This is a genomic window from Pseudomonas sp. Pseusp97 (assembly GCF_047304025.1).
Lineage (GTDB): Bacteria > Pseudomonadota > Gammaproteobacteria > Pseudomonadales > Pseudomonadaceae > Pseudomonas.
In genome coordinates this window covers 1-19,064 of the sequence record NZ_JBGLYK010000014.1, presented here as the reverse complement: position 1 = coordinate 19,064, position 19,064 = coordinate 1, and the positions used below count along the sequence as shown (strand labels likewise).

Below are 19,064 nucleotides of genomic sequence, written 5' to 3'. Positions count from 1 at the left end.
CAAGGCTAAGCTCGGCCTCAAGCCCATAACACTTACAAACACGGGTGTCCCATGTCTCGCCTGCCGTTAATCGGCGTGTCCGCCTGCCTCAAGCAGATCGGTTCCAAACCCTACCATGTTGCTGGCGACAAATACCTCAGAGCTGTGATCTCAGGGGCCTCGGGCATTCCGTTGATCATTCCCTCCCTGGGCGATGCAATCGACCAGGAAGACATGCTGGCCGCGTTCGACGGCCTGCTCTTCACAGGCTCGGCGTCGAACGTCGAGCCCCATCATTATAGTGGCTCCGCAAGCGAAGCCGGCACTGCTCATGATTCCGCACGCGACAGCACGACGCTGCCGCTGATCCGCCGCGCCGTCGCGGCCGGGATTCCGCTGCTGGGCATCTGCCGCGGCTTCCAGGAAATGAACGTCGCCTTCGGCGGTTCGCTGCATCAGAAGGTGCACGAAGTCGAGGGCTTCATGGACCACCGCGAACCCGCCGGTGAGCCGATCGAAATCCAGTATGGGCTGCGGCACGTCGTCGACGTGCAGCCGGGCGGCGTTTTCGCCGGTATCGGGCTACCCTCGCAGTTCCAGGTCAACTCCATTCACGGCCAGGGCGTTGATCGTCTGGCGCCCGGCCTTCGTGTAGAAGCTCTGGCGCCTGACGGGTTGGTTGAAGCCTTCTCCGTCGAAGGTGCGGCCTTTGCCGTCGGGGTGCAGTGGCATCCGGAGTGGCAGGTCGAAACGAACCCCAACTATCTCGCTATCTTCCAGGCATTCGGCAAAGCCTGCGGCAAGAGGGCGGGGAACCGCTGAGTCCGGCGTTGGGGCCGGACTCTCAAACCCTGAGGTCTTTATGACTAGCACGTTAGACCAGCTGAGCGGCTGGTTGAAGGAACGCAAGATCACCGAAGTGGAATGCATGATCGCCGACCTGACCGGGATTGCCCGGGGCAAGATCGCGCCGACTGCAAAATTCCTCAACGAGAAGGGCATGCGCCTGCCGGAGAGCGTCCTCCTGCAGACCGTGACCGGTGACTACGTCGAGGACGACATCTATTACGACCTGCTGGACCCGGCCGACATCGATATGGTCTGCCGCCCGGACGAGAATGCCGTGTTCCTCGTCCCCTGGGCCATCGAGCCGACCGCGATGGTCATCCACGATACCTACGACAAGCTGGGCAACCCCATCGAGCTGTCGCCGCGCAACGTCCTCAAGCGCGTGCTGAAGCTCTACGCCGACAAGGGCTGGCGGCCCATCGTGGCGCCGGAGATGGAGTTCTACCTGACCAAGCGCAGCGACGACCCCGACTACCCGCTGCAGGCCCCCATCGGCCGTTCCGGCCGCCAGGAAACCGGTCGCCAATCCTTCTCCATTGACGCGGCGAACGAATTCGACCCGCTGTTCGAGGACATGTACGACTGGTGCGAACTGCAGGGCCTGGATCTGGACACGCTGATCCATGAAGAAGGCACCGCGCAGATGGAAATCAACTTCCGTCACGGCGATGCCCTGGACCTGGCCGACCAGATCGTGGTGTTCAAGCGCACCATGCGCGAGGCCGCACTCAAGCACAACGTCGCCGCCACCTTCATGGCCAAGCCGATGACCGGCGAGCCGGGCAGCGCGATGCACCTGCACCAGAGCATCGTCGACATCCAGACCGGCAAGAACATCTTCTCCAACGCCGATGGCAGCATGAGCGAGCTGTTCCTGCACCACATCGGCGGCCTGCAGAAGCTGATCCCCGAGGCGTTGCCGCTGTTCGCCCCGAACGTCAACTCGTTCCGCCGCTTCCTGCCCGACACCTCGGCGCCGGTAAACGTGGAGTGGGGCGAGGAGAACCGCACCGTGGGCCTGCGCGTGCCGGACTCCACCCCGGACAACCGCCGCGTGGAAAACCGCCTGGCCGGCGCCGACGCCAACCCCTACCTGGCCCTGGCAGCCAGCCTGCTGTGCGGCTACATCGGCATGGTCGAAGGCCTCAAACCCAGTGCCCAGGTCAAGGGCCGCGGCTATGAACGGCGTAACCTGCGCCTGCCGCTGACCATCGAGGCCGCACTGGAGTGCATGGAAGGCAGCAAGACCCTGGAGAAATACCTGGGTGACAAGTTCATTCGGGGCTACGTCGCGGTGAAGCGCGCCGAGCACGAGAACTTCAAGCGAGTAATCAGTTCCTGGGAGCGCGAGTTCCTCCTGCTTTCCGTCTGATCGGCGTGGGGTCCGGCGCGTGGCCGGGCCCCGTGTTTCTTAGAGAAGAGGTTTTATCAAGATGACTAACCAGACCAGCGCCAACACCCAATACTGGCAGGCGCTCAGCCGCGAACACCACCTGGCTCCGTTCACCGACTACAAGCAGCTGAACGAGAAGGGTGCGCGCATCATCACCAAGGCCGAAGGCGTGTACCTGTGGGACAGCGAGGGCAACAAGATCCTCGACGGCATGGCTGGCCTGTGGTGCGTGAACGTCGGCTACGGTCGCAAGGAACTTGCTGAAGCCGCCTACAAGCAGATGCAGGAACTGCCCTACTACAACCTGTTCTTCCAGACCGCCCACCCGCCGGTGCTGGAGCTGGCCAAGGCCATCGCCGACATCGCCCCCGAAGGCATGAACCACGTGTTCTTCACCGGCTCGGGTTCCGAATCCAACGACACCGTGCTGCGCATGGTCCGCCATTACTGGAGCATCAAGGGCCAGCCGCAGAAGAAAGTCGTCATCGGCCGCTGGAACGGCTACCACGGCTCCACCGTCGCCGGCGTCAGCCTGGGCGGCATGAAGGCGCTGCACGAGCAGGGCGACCTGCCGATCCCGGGTATCGAGCACATCGCCCAGCCCTACTGGTTCGGCGAAGGCGGCGACATGGACCCGGAAGAGTTCGGCGTCTGGGCGGCCGAGCAACTGGAGAAGAAGATTCTCGAAGTCGGCGAAGACAAGGTCGCCGCCTTCATCGCCGAGCCCCTGCAGGGCGCGGGCGGCGTGATCGTTCCGCCGAAGTCCTACTGGCCGAAGATCCGCGAGATCCTCGCCAAGTACGACATCCTGTTCATCGCCGACGAAGTCATCTGCGGCTTCGGCCGTACCGGCGAATGGTTCGGCAGCCAGTACTTCGGCAACGCCCCGGACCTGATGCCGATCGCCAAGGGTCTGACCAGCGGCTACATCCCCATGGGCGGCGTGATCGTTCGCGACGAGATCGTCCATACCCTGAATGAGGGTGGGGAGTTCTACCACGGCTTCACTTACTCTGGTCACCCGGTAGCCGCCGCGGTGGCACTGGAAAACATCCGCATCCTGCGCGAAGAGAAGATCGTCGAACGTGTGAAGAACGAAACGGCACCGTATTTGCAGCAGCGCTGGCAAGAGCTGGCCGACCATCCCCTGGTAGGCGAAGCCCGTGGGGTAGGCCTGGTGGCAGCACTGGAGCTGGTGAAGAACAAGAAGACCCGCGAGCGCTTCGAAGGCAAGGGTGTCGGGATGCTGTGCCGCGAGCACTGCTTCCGCAACGGTCTGATCATGCGCGCGGTGGGAGACACTATGATTATCTCGCCGCCGCTGGTGATCGAGAAATCGCAGATCGATGACCTGATCACCCTGGCGCGCAAGTGCCTCGATCAAACCGCCGCAGCCGTTCTGTCTTGAGTCTTTCACCGGACCTTTGACAGACTGCGCCTGTGCGTTGGCCAGGCTCACCGGGTGGTGACGGAAGGAGATGTCCACGCCACCCGGAACATCAAAAAAACAAACGGAGCTACCCGCATGTTCAAGACCTTCGGCAAAACCCTGCTCGCCGTGACGCTGGCAGGTGCTGTGGCTGGTATGGCGCAGGCAGATGACAAGGTGCTGCACGTCTACAACTGGTCGGACTACATCGCGCCGGGCACGGTCGATCAGTTCACCAAGGAAACCGGAATCAAGGTCGTCTACGACGTCTACGACAGCAACGAAGTGCTGGAAGCCAAGCTGCTGGCCGGCAAGTCGGGCTACGACATCGTGGTGCCGTCCAACTCCTTCCTGGCCAAGCAGATCAAGGCTGGCGTCTACCAGCCGCTGGACAAGTCCAAGCTGCCGAACTGGAAGAACCTCAACCCCGACCTGATGAAGACCCTGGAGATCAGCGACCCGGGCAACCAGTACGCGATCCCGTACCTGTGGGGCACCATTGGCATCGGCTACAACCCGGATAAGGTCAAGGCTGCGCTGGGCGACAACGCCCCGGTGGACTCCTGGGACCTGGTGTTCAAGCCGGAAAACATCCAGAAGCTGAAGGCCTGCGGCGTGAGCTTCCTCGACTCGCCGACCGAAATGCTCCCGGCCGCCCTGCACTACCTGGGCTACAAGCCCGATAGCCAGGACCCGAAAGAGCTGAAGGAAGCCGAAGCGCTGTTCCTGAAGATTCGTCCGTACATCTCCTACTTCCACTCGTCCAAGTACATCTCCGACATCGCCAACGGCAACATCTGCGTGGCCATCGGTTACTCGGGTGACGTCTACCAGGCCAAGTCCCGCGCTGAAGAAGCCAAGAACAAGGTCACCGTGAAATACAACATTCCGAAGGAAGGTGCCGGCGCGTTCTTCGACACCGTCGCCATTCCGAAGGATGCCGAGAACCAGGAAGCCGCGCTGAAGTGGATCAACTTCCTGCTCGAGCCGAAGGTCATCGCCGAGATCAGCGATACCGTTTCCTATCCGAACGGCAACTCCGCCGCCACTCCGCTGGTGAGCGAGGCCATTCGCAAGGACCCGGGCATCTACCCGACCGACGAGGTGATGAAGAAGCTCTACGCCTTCCCGGACCTGCCGGCGAAGACCCAGCGTCTGATGACCCGCAGCTGGACCACCATCAAGTCCGGCAAGTGATCGGGTAATCGCTGCCGCCTGGCGCGGCAGCGGATGTTCCGGGCAAGCGGCGGGGGAGTGCGCTCCCTCGCCCGCTACCGGCAGCAACAAACAGCTTCCATCGGTGGAATGGCTGCGCAAGCCCCGGCGCTCTCGTGCTGATGATGGGTTCGGCGCTATCCACGGACCGGCCGTCGAAACCCCGGCAGCAACCGACTGAAGTAGTTAAAGACAACGAGAGGACTCACGTGTGCGCATTCCCTTCCGCAGAACCCTGATCGCTGCAGTCTCCGTCTTCGGCCTGACTTCGCTGGCACAGGCGCAGCAGACCGTCCACATCTACAACTGGTCGGACTACATCGGCGAAACCACCCTCGCCGATTTCGAGAAGGAAACCGGCATCAAGCCGGTCTACGACGTCTTCGACTCCAACGAAACCCTGGAAGGCAAGCTGCTGGCCGGTCGCACCGGCTACGACGTGGTCGTGCCGTCCAACCACTTCCTCGGTCGCCAGATCAAGGCCGGCGCGTTCCAGAAGCTGGACAGGAGCCAGCTGCCGAACTGGTCGAACCTCGATGCGCACCTGATGAAGCAGCTCGAGGCCAACGACCCGGGCAACCTGTACGGCGTGCCGTACCTGTGGGGCACCAACGGCATCGGCTACAACGTCGAGAAGGTCAAGGCCGTTCTGGGTGTCGAGAAGATCGATTCATGGGCCGTCCTCTTCGAGCCCGAGAACATGAAGAAGCTCAGCCAGTGCGGCGTCGCCTTCCTCGATTCGGGCGACGAGATGATGCCGGCCGTGCTCAAGTACCTGGGGCTGGACCCCAACAGCACCAACCCGGACGACTACAAGAAAGTCGAAGAGAAGCTGATGGCGGTGCGTCCGTACGTCACCTACTTCCACTCCTCCAAGTACATCTCCGACCTTGCCAACGGCAACATCTGCGTCGCCGCCGGCTTCTCCGGAGACGTGTTCCAGGCCGCCAACCGCGCCAAGGAAGCCGGCAAGGGCGTGAACATCGCCTACGCCATTCCCAAGGAAGGCGCCAACCTGTGGTTCGACATCCTCGCCGTGCCCAAGGATGCCTCCAACCCGAAGGCGGCCCATGCGTTCATCAACTACCTGCTCAAACCCGAGGTGATCGCCAAGGTCAGCGATTACGTCGGTTACGCCAACCCGAACCCCAAGGCTGGCGAGTTCATGGATGAGTCCGTGCGCAACAATCCTGAGGTGTACCCCTCCCAGGAGGTTCTCGACAAACTCTTCGTGCAGCATGAGCTGCCGCCGAAGACCCTGCGCCTCATGACCCGTTCCTGGACCAAGATCAAGTCGGGCAAGTAAGACGGTTTTCCCCAAATCCGTCCGCGCGGGCACGGAGCGTCGCAGGGCCCCTCGAAAGGCCGTGCGGCGCACGTAAACTGCGCCAGCCCTGTAATACCAAGCATGCCCGGCCGCGGGGGCCGGGCCTCTATGATTTGGGAGTTGTGGTAATGGCAATAGCCTCCGGTGCCTACAAGAAAGCCTTGAGTGGCGACCAGAAGCCTAAAGAGGTTCTGGTAAAAATCGACCGGGTCAGCAAGCAGTTCGACGAAACGCTGGCTGTGGACAGCGTGTCCCTGGACATCAAGAAAGGCGAGATCTTCGCCCTGCTGGGTGGTTCGGGTTCGGGCAAGTCGACCCTGCTTCGCATGCTGGCTGGTTTCGAGCGTCCCACTGAAGGTCGCATCTTCCTCGATGGCCAGGACATTACCGACCTGCCGCCCTACGAGCGGCCGATCAACATGATGTTCCAGTCCTACGCCCTGTTCCCCCACATGAGCGTGGCGCAGAACATCGCCTTCGGCCTCAAGCAGGACGGCCTGCCCAAGGCCGAGATCGACAAGATCGTCGACGAGATGCTCAAGCTCGTGCAGATGACCCAGTACGCCAAGCGCAAGCCGCACCAGCTCTCCGGTGGCCAGCGCCAGCGCGTGGCCCTGGCCCGCTCCCTGGCCAAGCGTCCGAAGCTGCTGCTGCTCGACGAGCCGATGGGCGCACTGGACAAGAAACTGCGTTCGCAGATGCAGCTGGAACTGGTGGAGATCATCGAGCGCGTGGGCGTGACCTGCGTGATGGTGACCCACGACCAGGAAGAGGCCATGACCATGGCCCAGCGCATCGCCATCATGCACCTGGGTTGCATCGAGCAGATCGGCAGCCCGATGGACATCTACGAGACGCCGGCCAGCCGCCTGATCTGCGAGTTCATCGGCAACGTCAACCTGTTCGACGGCGAGATCGTCGAGGACCTGCAGGACCACGCGGTCATTGCCTGCCCGCAGCTGGAAAACCCGATCTACATCGGCCACGGCATCAGTACCCGTGCCGAGAACAAGCGCATCACCTACGCGCTGCGTCCGGAAAAGGTCATGGTCAGCGCGCAGAAGCCGGAAAACCTCGAGCACGAAGGCTTCAACGTCGCCCAGGGCACCGTCCACGACATCGCCTACCTGGGCGGTCACTCGGTGTACTACATCAAGCTGGCTTCGGGCTTCATCGTCCAGGCCTTCATGGCCAACGCCGAGCGCCACGTCGCGCGCCCGACCTGGGACCAGCCGGTCTACATCAGCTGGTACGACGACAGCGGTGTGGTACTGCAATCATGAACATCAGCAAATCGCTCATGAAACGCCTGCCGAACGGCCGGCATGCCGTGATCGGTGTGCCGTTCTTCTGGCTGTTCCTGTTCTTCCTGCTGCCCTTCGCCATCGTGCTGAAGATCAGTCTGGCGGCAGCGGACGTGGCCATTCCGCCGTACACCGAAGTGTTCCAGTACGCCGACCAGACGCTCCAGGTCGTGATGAACCTGGGCAACTACCTGATGCTGACGGACGACCCGCTCTACATCGACGCCTACCTGGGCTCGCTGAAGATGGCGGCGATCAGCACCTTCCTGTGCCTGCTCATCGGATACCCGATGGCCTATGCCATCGCCCGCGCCAGCAAGGAAATGCAGACCGTCCTGCTGCTGCTGATCATGATGCCGACCTGGACGGCGATCCTGATCCGCGTGTACGCCTGGATGGGCATCCTGTCCAACAACGGCCTGCTCAACAGCTTCCTGATGTGGCTGGGCATCATCAACGAGCCGCTGACGATCCTGAACACCAACTTCGCGGTGTACATCGGCATCGTCTACTCGTACCTGCCCTTCATGGTCATGCCGCTCTACGCCAACCTGGTGAAGCACGACATGAGCCTGCTGGAAGCCGCGTCCGACCTCGGCGCGCGCAGCTTCACCAGCTTCTGGAAGATCACCGTGCCGCTGTCCAAGAACGGCATCATCGCCGGCTGCATGCTGGTGTTCATCCCGGCGGTGGGCGAGTTCGTGATCCCGGAACTGCTCGGCGGCCCCGAGACGCTGATGATCGGCAAGGTGCTGTGGCAGGAGTTCTTCAACAACCGTGACTGGCCGGTGGCTTCCGCCCTTGCCGTGGTGATGCTGCTGATCCTGATCGTGCCCATCATCCTCTTTAACAAGAACCAGGCTAAAGAGCTGGAGGGCAAGGTATGAACAAGCGCTGGTCGTTCTCCAACATCATGCTGGTGTTGGGCCTGCTCTTCATCTACGTGCCGATGCTCATCCTGGTCATCTACTCGTTCAACGGCTCCAAGCTGGTGACCGTGTGGGGCGGCTGGTCGGTGAAGTGGTACGTCGGCCTGCTGGATAACCAGCAGCTGGTCGGTTCGGTGTTCCGCTCGCTGGAGATCGCCTGCTACACCGCGATCTCCTCGGTGGCCCTGGGCACCCTGGCCGCCTTCGTGCTGACCCGCATCCCGCGCTTCCGTGGCCGTACGCTGTTCGGCGGCATGGTCACCGCGCCGCTGGTCATGCCCGAGGTGATCACCGGCCTGTCGCTGCTGCTGCTGTTCGTCGCCATGGCCCAGCTGATCGGCTGGCCGCAGGAGCGCGGCATCGTGACCATCTGGATCGCCCACACCAGCTTCTGCTCGTCCTACGTGGCGGTGGTGGTGTCGGCGCGCCTGCGCGAGCTGGACCTGTCCATCGAGGAAGCGGCCATGGACCTGGGCGCCAAGCCCTGGAAGGTGTTCATGCTGATCACCATCCCGATGATCGCGCCGTCGCTGGCGGCGGGCGGCATGATGTCCTTCGCGCTGTCGCTGGATGACCTGGTGCTGGCCAGCTTCGTGTCCGGTCCGGGCTCCACCACCCTGCCGATGGAAGTGTTCTCCGCGGTGCGCCTAGGCGTGAAGCCGGAGATCAACGCCGTCGCCAGCCTGATCCTGCTGACCGTCTCGCTGTTCACCTTCTTCGCCTGGTACTTCACCCGTCAGGCCGAGGAACGTCGCAAGCGCGCGATCCAGGAAGCCATGGAGTCCAACGCGACCGACTGGCAGAAGGGTTCGACAGCCACCGCCTGACGCCGTCTTGTCGGCCGGTAGTATCCGGCGCTTGTCGAACCACGGGCCACCTTCGGGTGGCCCGTGTTTTTTTTCTCACGCGTTATTCCGAAGTGCTTGGAAATTCGGGGTTTATCGGAAAAATCCGTGGGTCGCAAAGGCTCGCTCCCGGCCGATTGCCAACTACGCTTGAAGTGTTCGGATGCGTTGTCCGGTCACCCCCCGAACCAGGACCGGGCCGCGCAGCCGGCAAACTTCCAGTGACGCCTTTTGGCACTCCGTGCGGGAGACGGCGCCCAATACAACACCCCGATCGTTATCCCTTGGGGAAATAACGCGCCAGGGAGCTTCGGCATCTCCCGCAACACTCTCTACAACGCACCAATGAAAAACCCCGCAGGAGCGGGGTTTTTCATTTCAGGGGCGGCTCTGGTCGAGCGGGCTTCAGCGACGCACGGGGATGAGCCGCAGGATGCCCTTGGTGTTGGCCTTCACCTCATTGTCGTCATAGTGCTGCGGCAGGTACTGACCTTCGATGTAGGCCTCGGCCTGGTCGTCGTAGTGCTTGTCGAAGGGCACGCCGCTCTGGCCTACCGGGTTGATGCCCAGGCTGTGGGCCGGGTCGGCGAAGTCGATCAGGCGGCGGGTGGACGGGCCGTAGACCACCTGCCAGGGCGCCGGGCCGACGCGGTGCGACAGGTTGTTGGGTACCTCGTGACCGCCGGGGGCAGCGAACGGGCCGACGTTGAAGATCCGGTCCAGCGGCTTCTGCTGGCCCAGCGGATGGCCGTGGGTGAGCGTGTGCGCCGTGCCCCACTGCCACTGCTTCGAGTCCTGGCCGAGCTTGGCGCGCAGGTGCGCCAGGCTGTCCTTCCAGGCGGCCTTGACGATATCCGCGCGGGTCTCCTTCTGCGGCGTCTTGCGGTTGTCCCACCAGGGTGAGCTTTCGTCGGCTGCCAGGCGCGGCAGGGCCACGTCGAGCACGCGGGTGGACAGCAGGTTGTCGAAGAAGGCGTCGCCCATCTCGTCGCGCATGGCGCCGTCGGCTACCTGATAGAGCAACTGGTTGAACACCGTGGCGGTCACCGAGTCCAGCGGATGGTCGCCCTGCCAGTTGGCCAGGTTCTCCACCAGCGCCTTCTCTTCGTCGGTTGCCGCGGCCTCACGCAGGATCGGCAGCAGCGGCTTGAGGAAGCGCGGGCCGTAGCCGGTGGAGGTATCCAGCTGCAGCGCCTGGCTGTTCTGCAGGTCCCACTTCACCGACGGGTCGGACAGGCGCTTGTTCAACTGCTGGCCGCGATCGGGCAGGTTGTAGTACCCCGGGATCGGCCGGCCATTGGCCGGCACCGGCTGGAAGTTGGCGGAGACGATGTAGCCGCGCGCCGGGTTCTCTTCCTGCGGGTTCTCGCTGAAGGGATAGAAGCCGTTCTTGTCGGCCTGGCCGCTGGCGCCATCAAGGAGGAAGTTCGGGTTGACCCCGTCCGGGCGCACTGGCAATTGCGCCGAGGCCCACCAGCCGATGTCGCCACGGGCATTGGCCCAGACCACGTTGAGGCCCGGCGACTGGATCTTCGAGGCCGCCGCGCGGGCCTTGTCCAGCGTGTCGGCGCGGTTCAGCTCGTAGAAGGCGTCGAGGATCGGATTCCGGGTTTCCAGGAAGGCCCACCACATGGATACCGGCGTCCTGCCCGCGGCAGTGCCCAGCGCGTCGTTGACCAGCGGGCCGTGGGGCGAGCTGCGCAGGGTGATCTTCACCGGCGCCTCGCCCTTTACCGCGATGCTCTGCTCCTCGCTTTTCAGGTCGACCCACTGGCCGTGGTACCAGACCTGGTTGGGGTTGTCCGGGTTGACCTTCTCGGCGACCAGATCGACGTCGTCGTTCTGGAACATGGTCAGGCTCCAGCCGAACTGCAGGTTGTGGCCGAGCGAGGCGAAGGGGTTGAGCGCCTGGTAGTGACCGTACAGCTCGAAGCCCGGCGCGCTGGCCTGCATCTCGTACCACACCGCCGGCACGGCGAAGCGGATGTGCGGGTCGCCCGCCAGCAGCGGCTTGCCGCTTTTGGTGCGGCTGCCGGAAACGGCCCAGGCGTTGCTGCCCTCGAACTGCGGCAGGCCGGCCTTCTCCAGCGCGGCGTGGCTCAGGCGGGCGATGGCGCTCAGGTCCTGCCAGTCGGCGGCGGCCAGCGCCTTGGGCGTCATCACGCCTTCGGGATGCCATTCGAGGTCGAAGACCTTCAGGTAGTCCGCGCCCAGTTCGTCGCGCACGTAGGTCAGCACGGGCTCGGTGCGGAAGGCGGCGGCAAAGCTGTAGGCCATGTAGCCGGCGACGCTGACGGTGTCCTCGGGCGTGAAGGGGCGCTTGGCAATGCCGAGGATGTCGAATTCCACCGGACGCGGATGGCTGTCCTGGAACTGGTTGACGCCATCGAGGTAGGCGACCAACGCCTTCCAGGCCGGGGAATTCTTGTCCTGCCTGGCCACGTATTCGGCGGCGTGGTCGCGGATGCGCAGGCTGCGGAACATGCGGTCAGTGTCCACCAGCTTGGGCCCGAGCACCTCGGCCAGCTCGCCACGGGACAGGCGACGGAGGATTTCCATTTGGAACAGGCGGTCCTGGGCGTGGACATAGCCGATCGCCCGGTACATGTCCTCCTCGCTGCCGGCCTTGATGTGCGGCACGCCGCGCTCGTCATAGCGAACCGTGACTTCGCTGGCAAGGCCGGCCAGGGGCAATTGTCCGTCGCGTACCGGCTGCTTGCCGTGCAGGTACCAGCCGGCGCCTGCCGCGGCGGCGGCGACCACGACAGCGAGGACAGTCAAAGTGCGTTTCATGCGGCAACTCCTTGTAGTTATGCGGCGATTCTGCAGTGGATAGCGCTCATCGCTCATTGACCAAAGGTCTCGCTGCTGGAATTCTCTGGTCAATTCCAGGAGTGACCATGGCCGCCCCCGAACTGAACTTCCCCGCCGCCCCGGCGCTGACCCAGTCCGCCACCCTGCGCCGCCAGTTGTACGAGGCGCTTTCGGTGCTGGGCTTCGACCCCACCGATATCTACCGCCAGGCCCTGCAGAAGGTGCGCCTGCCGCCGCCGGCGCAGAGCGGCCGCCTGGTGCATGACGATGCGCCCTTGTTCTGGACGACGCTCGACGAGATTACCGGTGACGCCGATATCGGCCTGCACCTGGGCGAGGCGATGAAGCCGCGCCTGCTGGACGTGGTCGGCTACCTGCTGATGGCCAGCGGCGACCTGCGCGAGGCGCTGCACAGCTTCCTGCGCTTCCAGCACATCCTTTCCGGCGGTTTTGCCGCGCAAATGCGCGAGGAGGGCGAGCAGGTCCGACTGATCCTCGACCTCAACTACCTGGGCAGCAGCAACCTGCGCCAGCAGATGGAGTGCCTGATGCTGCTGTTCCTCAAGCTGCTGGCACTGATCACCGACGATGAGTTCCGCGTCCAGGCCATCGAATTCCGTCATCCGCAGCCGCGCCGGCTGAGCGAGCACCGGCGGCTGTTCGGCCTGACGCCGAGCTTTGGCAAGCCCAATGACGCCTTGCTGTTCGACCGTGCATTGCTGGCCCGACCCTCACGCACCGGCAATCCGGTGCTGCATCGGTTGCTCACCGAGCACGCGCGGGAACAGTTGGGGACGCTGGACGAGAACGACCTGCTCAACCGTCTGCGCTACCTGATCGCCATACGGCTGGGGGAGGAGGAGTGCACCCTGCGAAGTTGCGCCCGTGAGCTGGGTGTGCGGCCTGGGCTGCTGCAGCGCAACCTGGCGGGCCGGGCGCAAACCTTCAGGGAGGTGCGGGAGGAGGTGCGCCGGCAGCGTGCGGTGCAGCTGCTGGAGCAGGGCGAGGCGATTCGCGAGGTGGCGCGAGCCTGTGGCTTCGCCGAGCTGTCGCCGTTCTATCGCGCGTTCAAGCGTTGGTATTCGGTGCCGCCCGAGCGCTATCGCCAGCGCCTGCAGGGCGGCACCGAAGGCTGAGGATTACTCGGCCAGCGGGATTTCGCGGCTGACTTCCAGCAGCGCCATGGCGTCGAGCTGGTCCTCGACCTGCAGGAAGCGCAGGGCGCGCTGCGGCGAGACTTCCTTGGCGATGCGCTTGAGGTACTTCTCCTTCAGCTCCTGACGATCGTCCTGAAGCTCCAGTACCTGCTTCTGCAGCTTCGCCGCGTCGTCGTTGCTGACCGAGCCGGTGTTATAGCTGTTGGCGTAGTCGATGATGATCGCCAGGGTCTGCTTGCTCAGCTTGTCCGCCTCGGTGCGGTAGCTGTTGTAGATCGGCCAGAACTTCTCGGTTTCCTGCGGGGTGAGCTTCATGTTGGCTTCGACGATGCGCTTGCGCTTGTAGTCGATGTCGGCAATGCGGTTGTTGATGGCCTGCTTGTGCTGCTCCATCACCTGTTTGCTGCTGGGGGCATCTTCGGCGTGGGCGGCCAGGGGCAGGACGGCCGCGGTGGAGAGGACGGCGCAGAAGGCGAGGGCGGAATGAAGACGCATACGTAAAGCTCCTTGGTGGCGATCGGCCCTTCATGGGCCGGCGAACCAAGTGTAGTCACGGATTGGCCATCGGCTTCGTTGATGCGGCTCAGTGCTTCGCGCCGTCCCAGGGGCAATAGCAGCCCACCGCCAGGGTGTGGGTCGCATTCACCTGGCGCCCCTGGACCAGGGCATTGAGGATCGGCTCGATGAAACTGTTGCCAGAGGTACACACCGCGCCTTCGCTGTACGGGCCGAAGTAGGCCAGCTTGCCCTGGGCGTCCCAGATCGCCACGGCGGGGCTGGCCGGCAGTTGCTCGGCCCCGGGCAGTGAGTCCAGCGCGCGCATGGCATTCAGCGTGTCGGGCAGGTGGCCGCGGCTGCCGGGCTTCTGCACGGCAAAGAACTCCACGCCCTGCGGGCCGAAGCGCTGGATCAGCTCGGCGAGGTGCTGCTGGTTGCCGACGTTGCACGGGCAGGCCGGGTCCCAGAAGTGCACCAGGCGAACCTTACCGGGGCCGGCCAGTTGTGCGGGCAGCATCAGGTGATCGCCGGAAAACAGCTGCGGCTGGTGGCTGAACGGGCGGATGAATCGATTCTCGTACCACCAGTAGGTGGCGAGCAGCGCGCCCAGGCAGAGCGCGGCGATCAGCCAGGTGAACAGCGATTTTCGGGGTGAGGACATGACGGCGACCAGTGACAGAGTCGGTAAGATAGCCGACAAGCTTGCCACGGGGGCGGGCGCGGCAGAATATCCCGCTGCCGCACGCGCTCCTTTCGTCACCCGCCTGCCAGAAGCGAAAAGCCCATGCCTGAAGCCTTCCAGCCCGATCTGCTGCGCACCCTGCTGCGACCTCTGACCGCAGAGGCGAACGAGGTCGGCATCGCGCTGTACCAGCATTTCTACGGCCTGGACCTGCACGCCCGTCATCCCGGCCTGCAGAGCCGGCTGGGCACCTTCGAGGCAGGCGGCTACCAGATTGCCGCGCAGTACTGGCGGCCGGTGCTGGCGCGCGGCACCGTCGTGCTGCTGCACGGCTACTACGACCACATGGGCCTGTACCGCCACGTCATCGACTGGGCGCTGGGCATGGGCTTCGCGGTGCTGGCCTGCGACCTGCCGGGGCACGGCCTGTCCGGCGGCGCGGCCGCCAGCATCGGCGACTTCGCCGAATACCAGGTGGTCCTCGGCGCACTCCTGGGCCAGGCGCAGGCACTGGACCTGCCGCAACCCTGGCACCTCTGCGGGCAGAGCACCGGCGGGGCGATCCTGCTGGACTACCTGCTCACCGGCGCACCGCGCCCGGAACTGGGTCGTACCATCCTGCTGGCGCCGCTGGTGCGGCCACGGGCCTGGGGCTGGTCGAAGTTCAGCTACCAGATGCTGCGGCCCTTCGTGGATTCGATCCCGCGACGCTTCAGCGAAAACTCCAGCGACACCGAATTCCTCGCCTTCCTGCGCGACCGCGATCCGCTGCAACCCAAGATCCTGCCCACGGCCTGGGTCGGTGCGCTGGCGCGCTGGATTCCGCGCATCGAAGCGGCCGGCCACGGCGCGCAGAGCCTGCTGGTGGTGCAGGGCGACGCCGACGAGACGGTGGACTGGCGTTACAACCTGAAGGTGCTGGAGGAGAAATTCGAGAAGATCGAATGCCTGCTGCTCACTGGCGCGCGGCATCACCTGGCGAACGAGAGCGAGACGCTGCGCAGGCGTTACTTCGATTTTCTCAGTGAGCGGATGGCGTAGCGGGGATGGCGCGGGGACGGTTGCCGCTGTAGTGGAGGGTGTGTCCTTCACTCCTTGCGCCATGATCCTCAGGCGCCACCCTCTGTACAGCGGGTGCCATTCTAGGAGGTGCGCGCCTCGGAGTGGTCCTCAAGCGCGGTAGGTCTATTCCGATCACTGCCCGTTGGACGAGACCGCCAGGCCCGCCTTGAGGGCCGCCAGGGCGGCGCGGTAGTAGTCGCGGCCGGCCGGCGACTCGCTGAAGTCGGCGAACTGGCTCAGCTCGGCATCGCTCAGGCCGCGATAGACATATAGCAGGGTGTTGTCGAGATCGGCGCCGATCTGGCTCATCAGCTTCTGCCGCTGGCCTTCGAGCATGCCCTGGGCGCTGCCACCACCGAGCAGGCCCGGGAGCATCTGGCTGAGGCTGTCGGCGGCGACGCTGGCCAGGGCCAGGCTGACTTCGGCGCCGGCTTCGCGGGCCGGCAGGATCTGGCTCAGGCGATGGACGATCTGCTTGCGCGCCTCGCTGGCCTGTTGGCGCGGCAGGCCATTGGCGTATTTCTGCAATTGGTCGCTGCGCGTGGCCAGGGTCTCGGCACCGGCCACCTTGCGGCCCAGCGGGGATTCGAAGAAGTTCACCGCCGCGGTGCTGTCCGGCAGGTTCTGGCGCAGGCCGTTCAAGGCGCGCTGGTCAATGTCGGCGGGAGCGAAGCGCTGGTTGCTGTTGTCGACCAGCGTCTGGTACAGCGCCGGCGGCAGGTTGCCCTGGTAGCGCTTCTGCGCCGCGTGCAGGGCGTCATTGAAGTGCGCTCGCTGTTCCGGCCAGCCGGCGGCCTGGTACAGGCGCTGGTAGTTGTCGGCCAGGGCAGGCATGCCCAGTACAAGAAGGGTGAGGGCCAGCAGTACGCGCATTGCAACTCCTTTTGGGCGGCAGGGTTCGCTCGCCGGGGGCTATTGTCGGCAAGGCTTGCCCTGCTTGTCGAGACACTGGCGCCGGACGTTACAATGCGCGATGTATTTCGACGCCCCTTCTCCATTCATGCAAGGCCCCCTCCTGCAACGCATCGTTGACGACCTCGCCGACAAGGGCTGGTCGCAGCAGGACGCCTTCCTTCCCGATGCCCTGATCGCCCGGCTGGCAACGGAGTGCCGTGCCCGCGACGCGGCCGGCAAGCTGGCCGCCGCCGCTATCGGCCGGGGCGACGGGCAGGCCGTGCGCGAAGGTGTTCGCGGCGACCGCATCCAGTGGCTCGAGCCCGGCCAGTCCGAGGCCTGCGATCTCTACCTGAGGGCGCTGGATGCGCTGCGCCAAGAGATCAATCGCTCGCTGTACCTGGGCCTGGAAGACTTCGAGGGGCACTTCGCGCTCTACCCGCCGGGAGCGTTCTACCAGAAGCACCTGGACCGCTTCCGCGACGATGATCGCCGCGCCGTCTCGGCAGTCCTCTACCTCAACCGCGACTGGCCGGTGGCGCAGGGCGGCGAACTGCGCCTGTACTTCCCCGACGAACGGACGCTGGACCTGCCGCCTGTGGCCGGCCGGCTGGTGGTGTTCCTCTCCGCCGATTTCCCCCACGAGGTGCTGCCGGCCAGCCACGAGCGCCTGTCGCTGACCGGCTGGTTCCGTCGCCGCGGTGACGCCCCGCTCTGAGCTGTCAGTGCCCCCAGATCTTCAGCGTGCCGCTGATGTCCTGGATATCGCGCACTTCGATGCTTCCCAGTTTTCCGCCGCCCACGTAGAGATCACCGGCCACTCGCAGGCGGATGGTCTGTGACGGCAGCCCGCTGGCGTTGAGCTGCTGGTTGATGGTGGTCAGGTCGGGCAGGGTCAGCGCCAGTTGCTGCTGGCCGCCGGCGCCCTGTACCACGTCCACCTGCAGGGTCGGCTGTTCGATGCCGAAGATCGGCAGGCTCAGGCCCAGCTGCGCGGGGCCGTAGGGCAGGTTGCCACCACGGCCGTCAGGGCAATCGCCTGCGCTCACGCAACCGTTGTCGATGAACACATTGCGCAGCGAGACGCTGCCGCCGTCGTCCTTCCACGCCATGCTGTCCATGCGCGCCAGTACGTCAGCGCGGATGCTGATGCCGTCCTGGCCGGTGACGGCGCCCAGGCGTTCGTTGTCCAGTGGCTGGAGCTCGGCGAAGGCCAACGGCAGATAGGACAGCGCGACGAAGGCGGCGGTGCAGAGCGAGAGACGCGGCATGACGGAGACTCCATGGCGATTGGCCGATGCGCGAGTCTGGGTGGAGGCCCGCCGCGCAGCCAGTGCCGGACGGCTGTTCCCGTCGAAGGTTGTGCCCAGGCAGGCGCCGACGACCGGCGCGCCGCTCAAGGACCCGACTTTCGGCGGGCCGGAAACCTGTTGCGACAGACGCGCCGATGAAAGTTGCGTTACCCGGCGTGACCGGCAAACGGCGAGCGGCTAGTCTGTCCCCTTCCAAAAGGGAGTGATTCGCCCATGCAGAAGGTTCTCGTCAGCCGCTGCCTGCTTGGCCATCGCGTCCGCTACGACGGCGGCGCGCACGGGCCGTTCGACCTGCTGTCGCGCTGGCTGGACCAGGGGCGGGTAGTAGCGCTGTGCCCGGAAGTCGCCGGCGGCCTGCCGACGCCCCGCGCCCCGGCGGAGATCCCTGGTGGCCAGGGCATGGCCGTGCTGGAACGGGCGCGCCCGGTGATGACGGTGGAGGGCGAGGACGTCAGCGACGCCTTCCTGCTCGGCGCCGAGGAAGCCATGGCCCTGGTGCGCCGCCACGACATCCGCCTGGCGGTGCTCAAGGCGCGCAGCCCTTCCTGCGGCAACCGCGAGAACTATGACGGCAGCTTCAGTGGCCAGAAGGTCGCCGGAGAAGGCGTCACTGCCGCCGCCCTCAAGCGCATGGGCGTGCTGGTGTTCAGCGAGGAAGAACTGGATGCCGCCGCCGTCTGCCTGGCCGGGCTGGAAGCCGGAGGCTAGAGCGGCCGTCGACACTCGAAGACGCACTATTTTGCTTGAGCCTCGCGCCCTGGCGCCTATGCTTGTGCGTTCCATGCGGAACGGCGAGGCCGGCCTGAGCGGGTCCTTCGCCTTTTCGATTGTCGTGAAGAAGGAGAAGAACATGAGAACCCTGCTGCCTTGCCTCGGTCTTGCCGCCTTGCTCGCCGCCACTTCCGCCGTTGCCGCGGACATCCCGCGCACCCCGGCCCCGGAAGGCGCCAAGGTCTACTTCATCGAGCCGGCCGACGGCGCCACGGTGGACAAGACCTTCACCGTCAAATTCGGCCTCAAGGGCATGGGCGTCGCGCCAGCGGGCGTGGATTCGCCAGCCACCGGCCACCACCACCTGCTGATCGACCTCAAGGAGCAGCCGGCGATGAACCTGCCGCTGCCGATGACCGACCAGATCAAGCACTTCGGCAAGGGCCAGACCGAGACCCAGGTGACCCTGCCGCCGGGCAAGCACACCCTGCAACTGCTGGTGGGCGACAAGAACCACGTGCCCTTCGACCCGCCGGTGGAGTCGCAGCAGATCACCGTCAATGTGAAGTGAATCCGCAAGGCCGACGCTTTTCGCAGGAGCGGGCATTCTGGCCAAACCCCCCGGGGGGGGGTTTTTTGCGCGCAAACGAGGGGCCAAAAGGG

18 protein-coding genes are annotated in these 19,064 nt (G+C 64.7%); 13 read left to right on the top strand and 5 right to left on the bottom strand.

Annotation, left to right across the window (positions count from 1 at the left end; translation table 11 throughout):
• Positions 1–51 precede the first annotated feature (51 nt).
• From ACCC94_RS04945 to ACCC94_RS04910, 8 genes are all read left to right on the top strand, one after another.
• The gene (locus tag ACCC94_RS04945) at positions 52–801 is read left to right on the top strand and encodes a gamma-glutamyl-gamma-aminobutyrate hydrolase family protein (RefSeq protein ID WP_413348277.1); all 750 of its coding nucleotides are present in this window, start codon (positions 52–54) and stop codon (positions 799–801) included.
• A gap of 40 nt (positions 802–841) precedes the next feature.
• Entirely contained in the window at positions 842–2,200 is a 1,359-nt protein-coding gene (locus ACCC94_RS04940; protein WP_259757994.1) for a glutamine synthetase family protein, read from the top strand.
• 61 nt (positions 2,201–2,261) lie between these two features.
• Positions 2,262–3,629: an aspartate aminotransferase family protein gene (locus ACCC94_RS04935; RefSeq protein ID WP_413348276.1), complete on the top strand. Its 1,368-nt coding sequence runs from the start codon at positions 2,262–2,264 to the stop codon at positions 3,627–3,629.
• A gap of 117 nt (positions 3,630–3,746) precedes the next feature.
• Positions 3,747–4,847 carry a polyamine ABC transporter substrate-binding protein gene (locus ACCC94_RS04930; RefSeq protein WP_413348275.1) on the top strand — a complete coding sequence of 367 codons (1,101 nt, stop codon included), beginning with the start codon at positions 3,747–3,749 and terminating at the stop codon, positions 4,845–4,847.
• Positions 4,848–5,100: 253 nt separating this feature from the next.
• On the top strand, positions 5,101–6,171 hold the full coding sequence (locus ACCC94_RS04925) for a polyamine ABC transporter substrate-binding protein (RefSeq protein ID WP_413348305.1): 1,071 nt from the start codon (positions 5,101–5,103) through the stop codon (positions 6,169–6,171).
• 149 nt (positions 6,172–6,320) lie between these two features.
• Entirely contained in the window at positions 6,321–7,475 is a 1,155-nt protein-coding gene (locus ACCC94_RS04920; RefSeq protein ID WP_413348274.1) for an ABC transporter ATP-binding protein, read from the top strand.
• Positions 7,476–7,501: 26 nt separating this feature from the next.
• On the top strand, positions 7,502–8,383 hold the full coding sequence (locus ACCC94_RS04915) for an ABC transporter permease subunit (RefSeq protein ID WP_085988864.1): 882 nt from the start codon (positions 7,502–7,504) through the stop codon (positions 8,381–8,383).
• The gene (locus ACCC94_RS04910) at positions 8,380–9,252 is read left to right on the top strand and encodes an ABC transporter permease subunit (protein ID WP_081515243.1); all 873 of its coding nucleotides are present in this window, start codon (positions 8,380–8,382) and stop codon (positions 9,250–9,252) included. The genes ACCC94_RS04915 and ACCC94_RS04910 overlap by 4 nt, the downstream gene beginning before the upstream one ends.
• A 423-nt stretch (positions 9,253–9,675) precedes the next feature.
• On the opposite strand, the gene ACCC94_RS04905 is transcribed toward ACCC94_RS04910, so the two are convergent.
• Positions 9,676–12,063 carry a penicillin acylase family protein gene (locus tag ACCC94_RS04905; RefSeq protein WP_413348273.1) on the bottom strand — a complete coding sequence of 796 codons (2,388 nt, stop codon included), beginning with the start codon at positions 12,061–12,063 and terminating at the stop codon, positions 9,676–9,678.
• Positions 12,064–12,170: 107 nt separating this feature from the next.
• On the opposite strand from ACCC94_RS04905, the gene ACCC94_RS04900 reads away from it, so the two are divergent.
• A complete protein-coding gene (locus tag ACCC94_RS04900; RefSeq protein ID WP_413348272.1) occupies positions 12,171–13,220 on the top strand; it encodes an AraC family transcriptional regulator ligand-binding domain-containing protein in 1,050 nt (349 codons plus the stop codon).
• Positions 13,221–13,223: 3 nt separating this feature from the next.
• Here ACCC94_RS04900 and ACCC94_RS04895 read toward each other — a convergent pair whose 3' ends face one another.
• The gene (locus ACCC94_RS04895) at positions 13,224–13,736 is read right to left on the bottom strand and encodes a transcriptional regulator (RefSeq protein ID WP_413348271.1); all 513 of its coding nucleotides are present in this window, start codon (positions 13,734–13,736) and stop codon (positions 13,224–13,226) included.
• 88 nt (positions 13,737–13,824) lie between these two features.
• Positions 13,825–14,400 (bottom strand): DUF6436 domain-containing protein, encoded by a 576-nt coding sequence (locus ACCC94_RS04890; RefSeq protein WP_413348270.1) that lies wholly within the window; start codon positions 14,398–14,400, stop codon positions 13,825–13,827.
• Between the two features lie 123 nt (positions 14,401–14,523).
• On the opposite strand from ACCC94_RS04890, the gene ACCC94_RS04885 reads away from it, so the two are divergent.
• Positions 14,524–15,462 carry an alpha/beta hydrolase gene (locus tag ACCC94_RS04885; RefSeq protein ID WP_413348269.1) on the top strand — a complete coding sequence of 313 codons (939 nt, stop codon included), beginning with the start codon at positions 14,524–14,526 and terminating at the stop codon, positions 15,460–15,462.
• A gap of 153 nt (positions 15,463–15,615) precedes the next feature.
• Here the strand turns inward: ACCC94_RS04885 and ACCC94_RS04880 are convergent, their stop codons facing one another.
• Entirely contained in the window at positions 15,616–16,356 is a 741-nt protein-coding gene (locus tag ACCC94_RS04880; protein ID WP_413348268.1) for a hypothetical protein, read from the bottom strand.
• Between the two features lie 127 nt (positions 16,357–16,483).
• On the opposite strand from ACCC94_RS04880, the gene ACCC94_RS04875 reads away from it, so the two are divergent.
• The gene (locus tag ACCC94_RS04875; protein ID WP_413348267.1) at positions 16,484–17,095 is read left to right on the top strand and encodes a 2OG-Fe(II) oxygenase; all 612 of its coding nucleotides are present in this window, start codon (positions 16,484–16,486) and stop codon (positions 17,093–17,095) included.
• A gap of 4 nt (positions 17,096–17,099) precedes the next feature.
• Here ACCC94_RS04875 and ACCC94_RS04870 read toward each other — a convergent pair whose 3' ends face one another.
• Positions 17,100–17,648 carry a DUF6160 family protein gene (locus tag ACCC94_RS04870; protein ID WP_413348266.1) on the bottom strand — a complete coding sequence of 183 codons (549 nt, stop codon included), beginning with the start codon at positions 17,646–17,648 and terminating at the stop codon, positions 17,100–17,102.
• A 255-nt stretch (positions 17,649–17,903) separates the two neighbouring features.
• On the opposite strand from ACCC94_RS04870, the gene ACCC94_RS04865 reads away from it, so the two are divergent.
• Both ACCC94_RS04865 and ACCC94_RS04860 read left to right on the top strand, forming a co-directional pair.
• Entirely contained in the window at positions 17,904–18,398 is a 495-nt protein-coding gene (locus ACCC94_RS04865; RefSeq protein WP_045215561.1) for a DUF523 domain-containing protein, read from the top strand.
• Positions 18,399–18,540: 142 nt separating this feature from the next.
• Entirely contained in the window at positions 18,541–18,972 is a 432-nt protein-coding gene (locus ACCC94_RS04860; RefSeq protein WP_413348265.1) for a DUF4399 domain-containing protein, read from the top strand.
• The last annotated feature ends 92 nt before the right edge of the window (positions 18,973–19,064 follow it).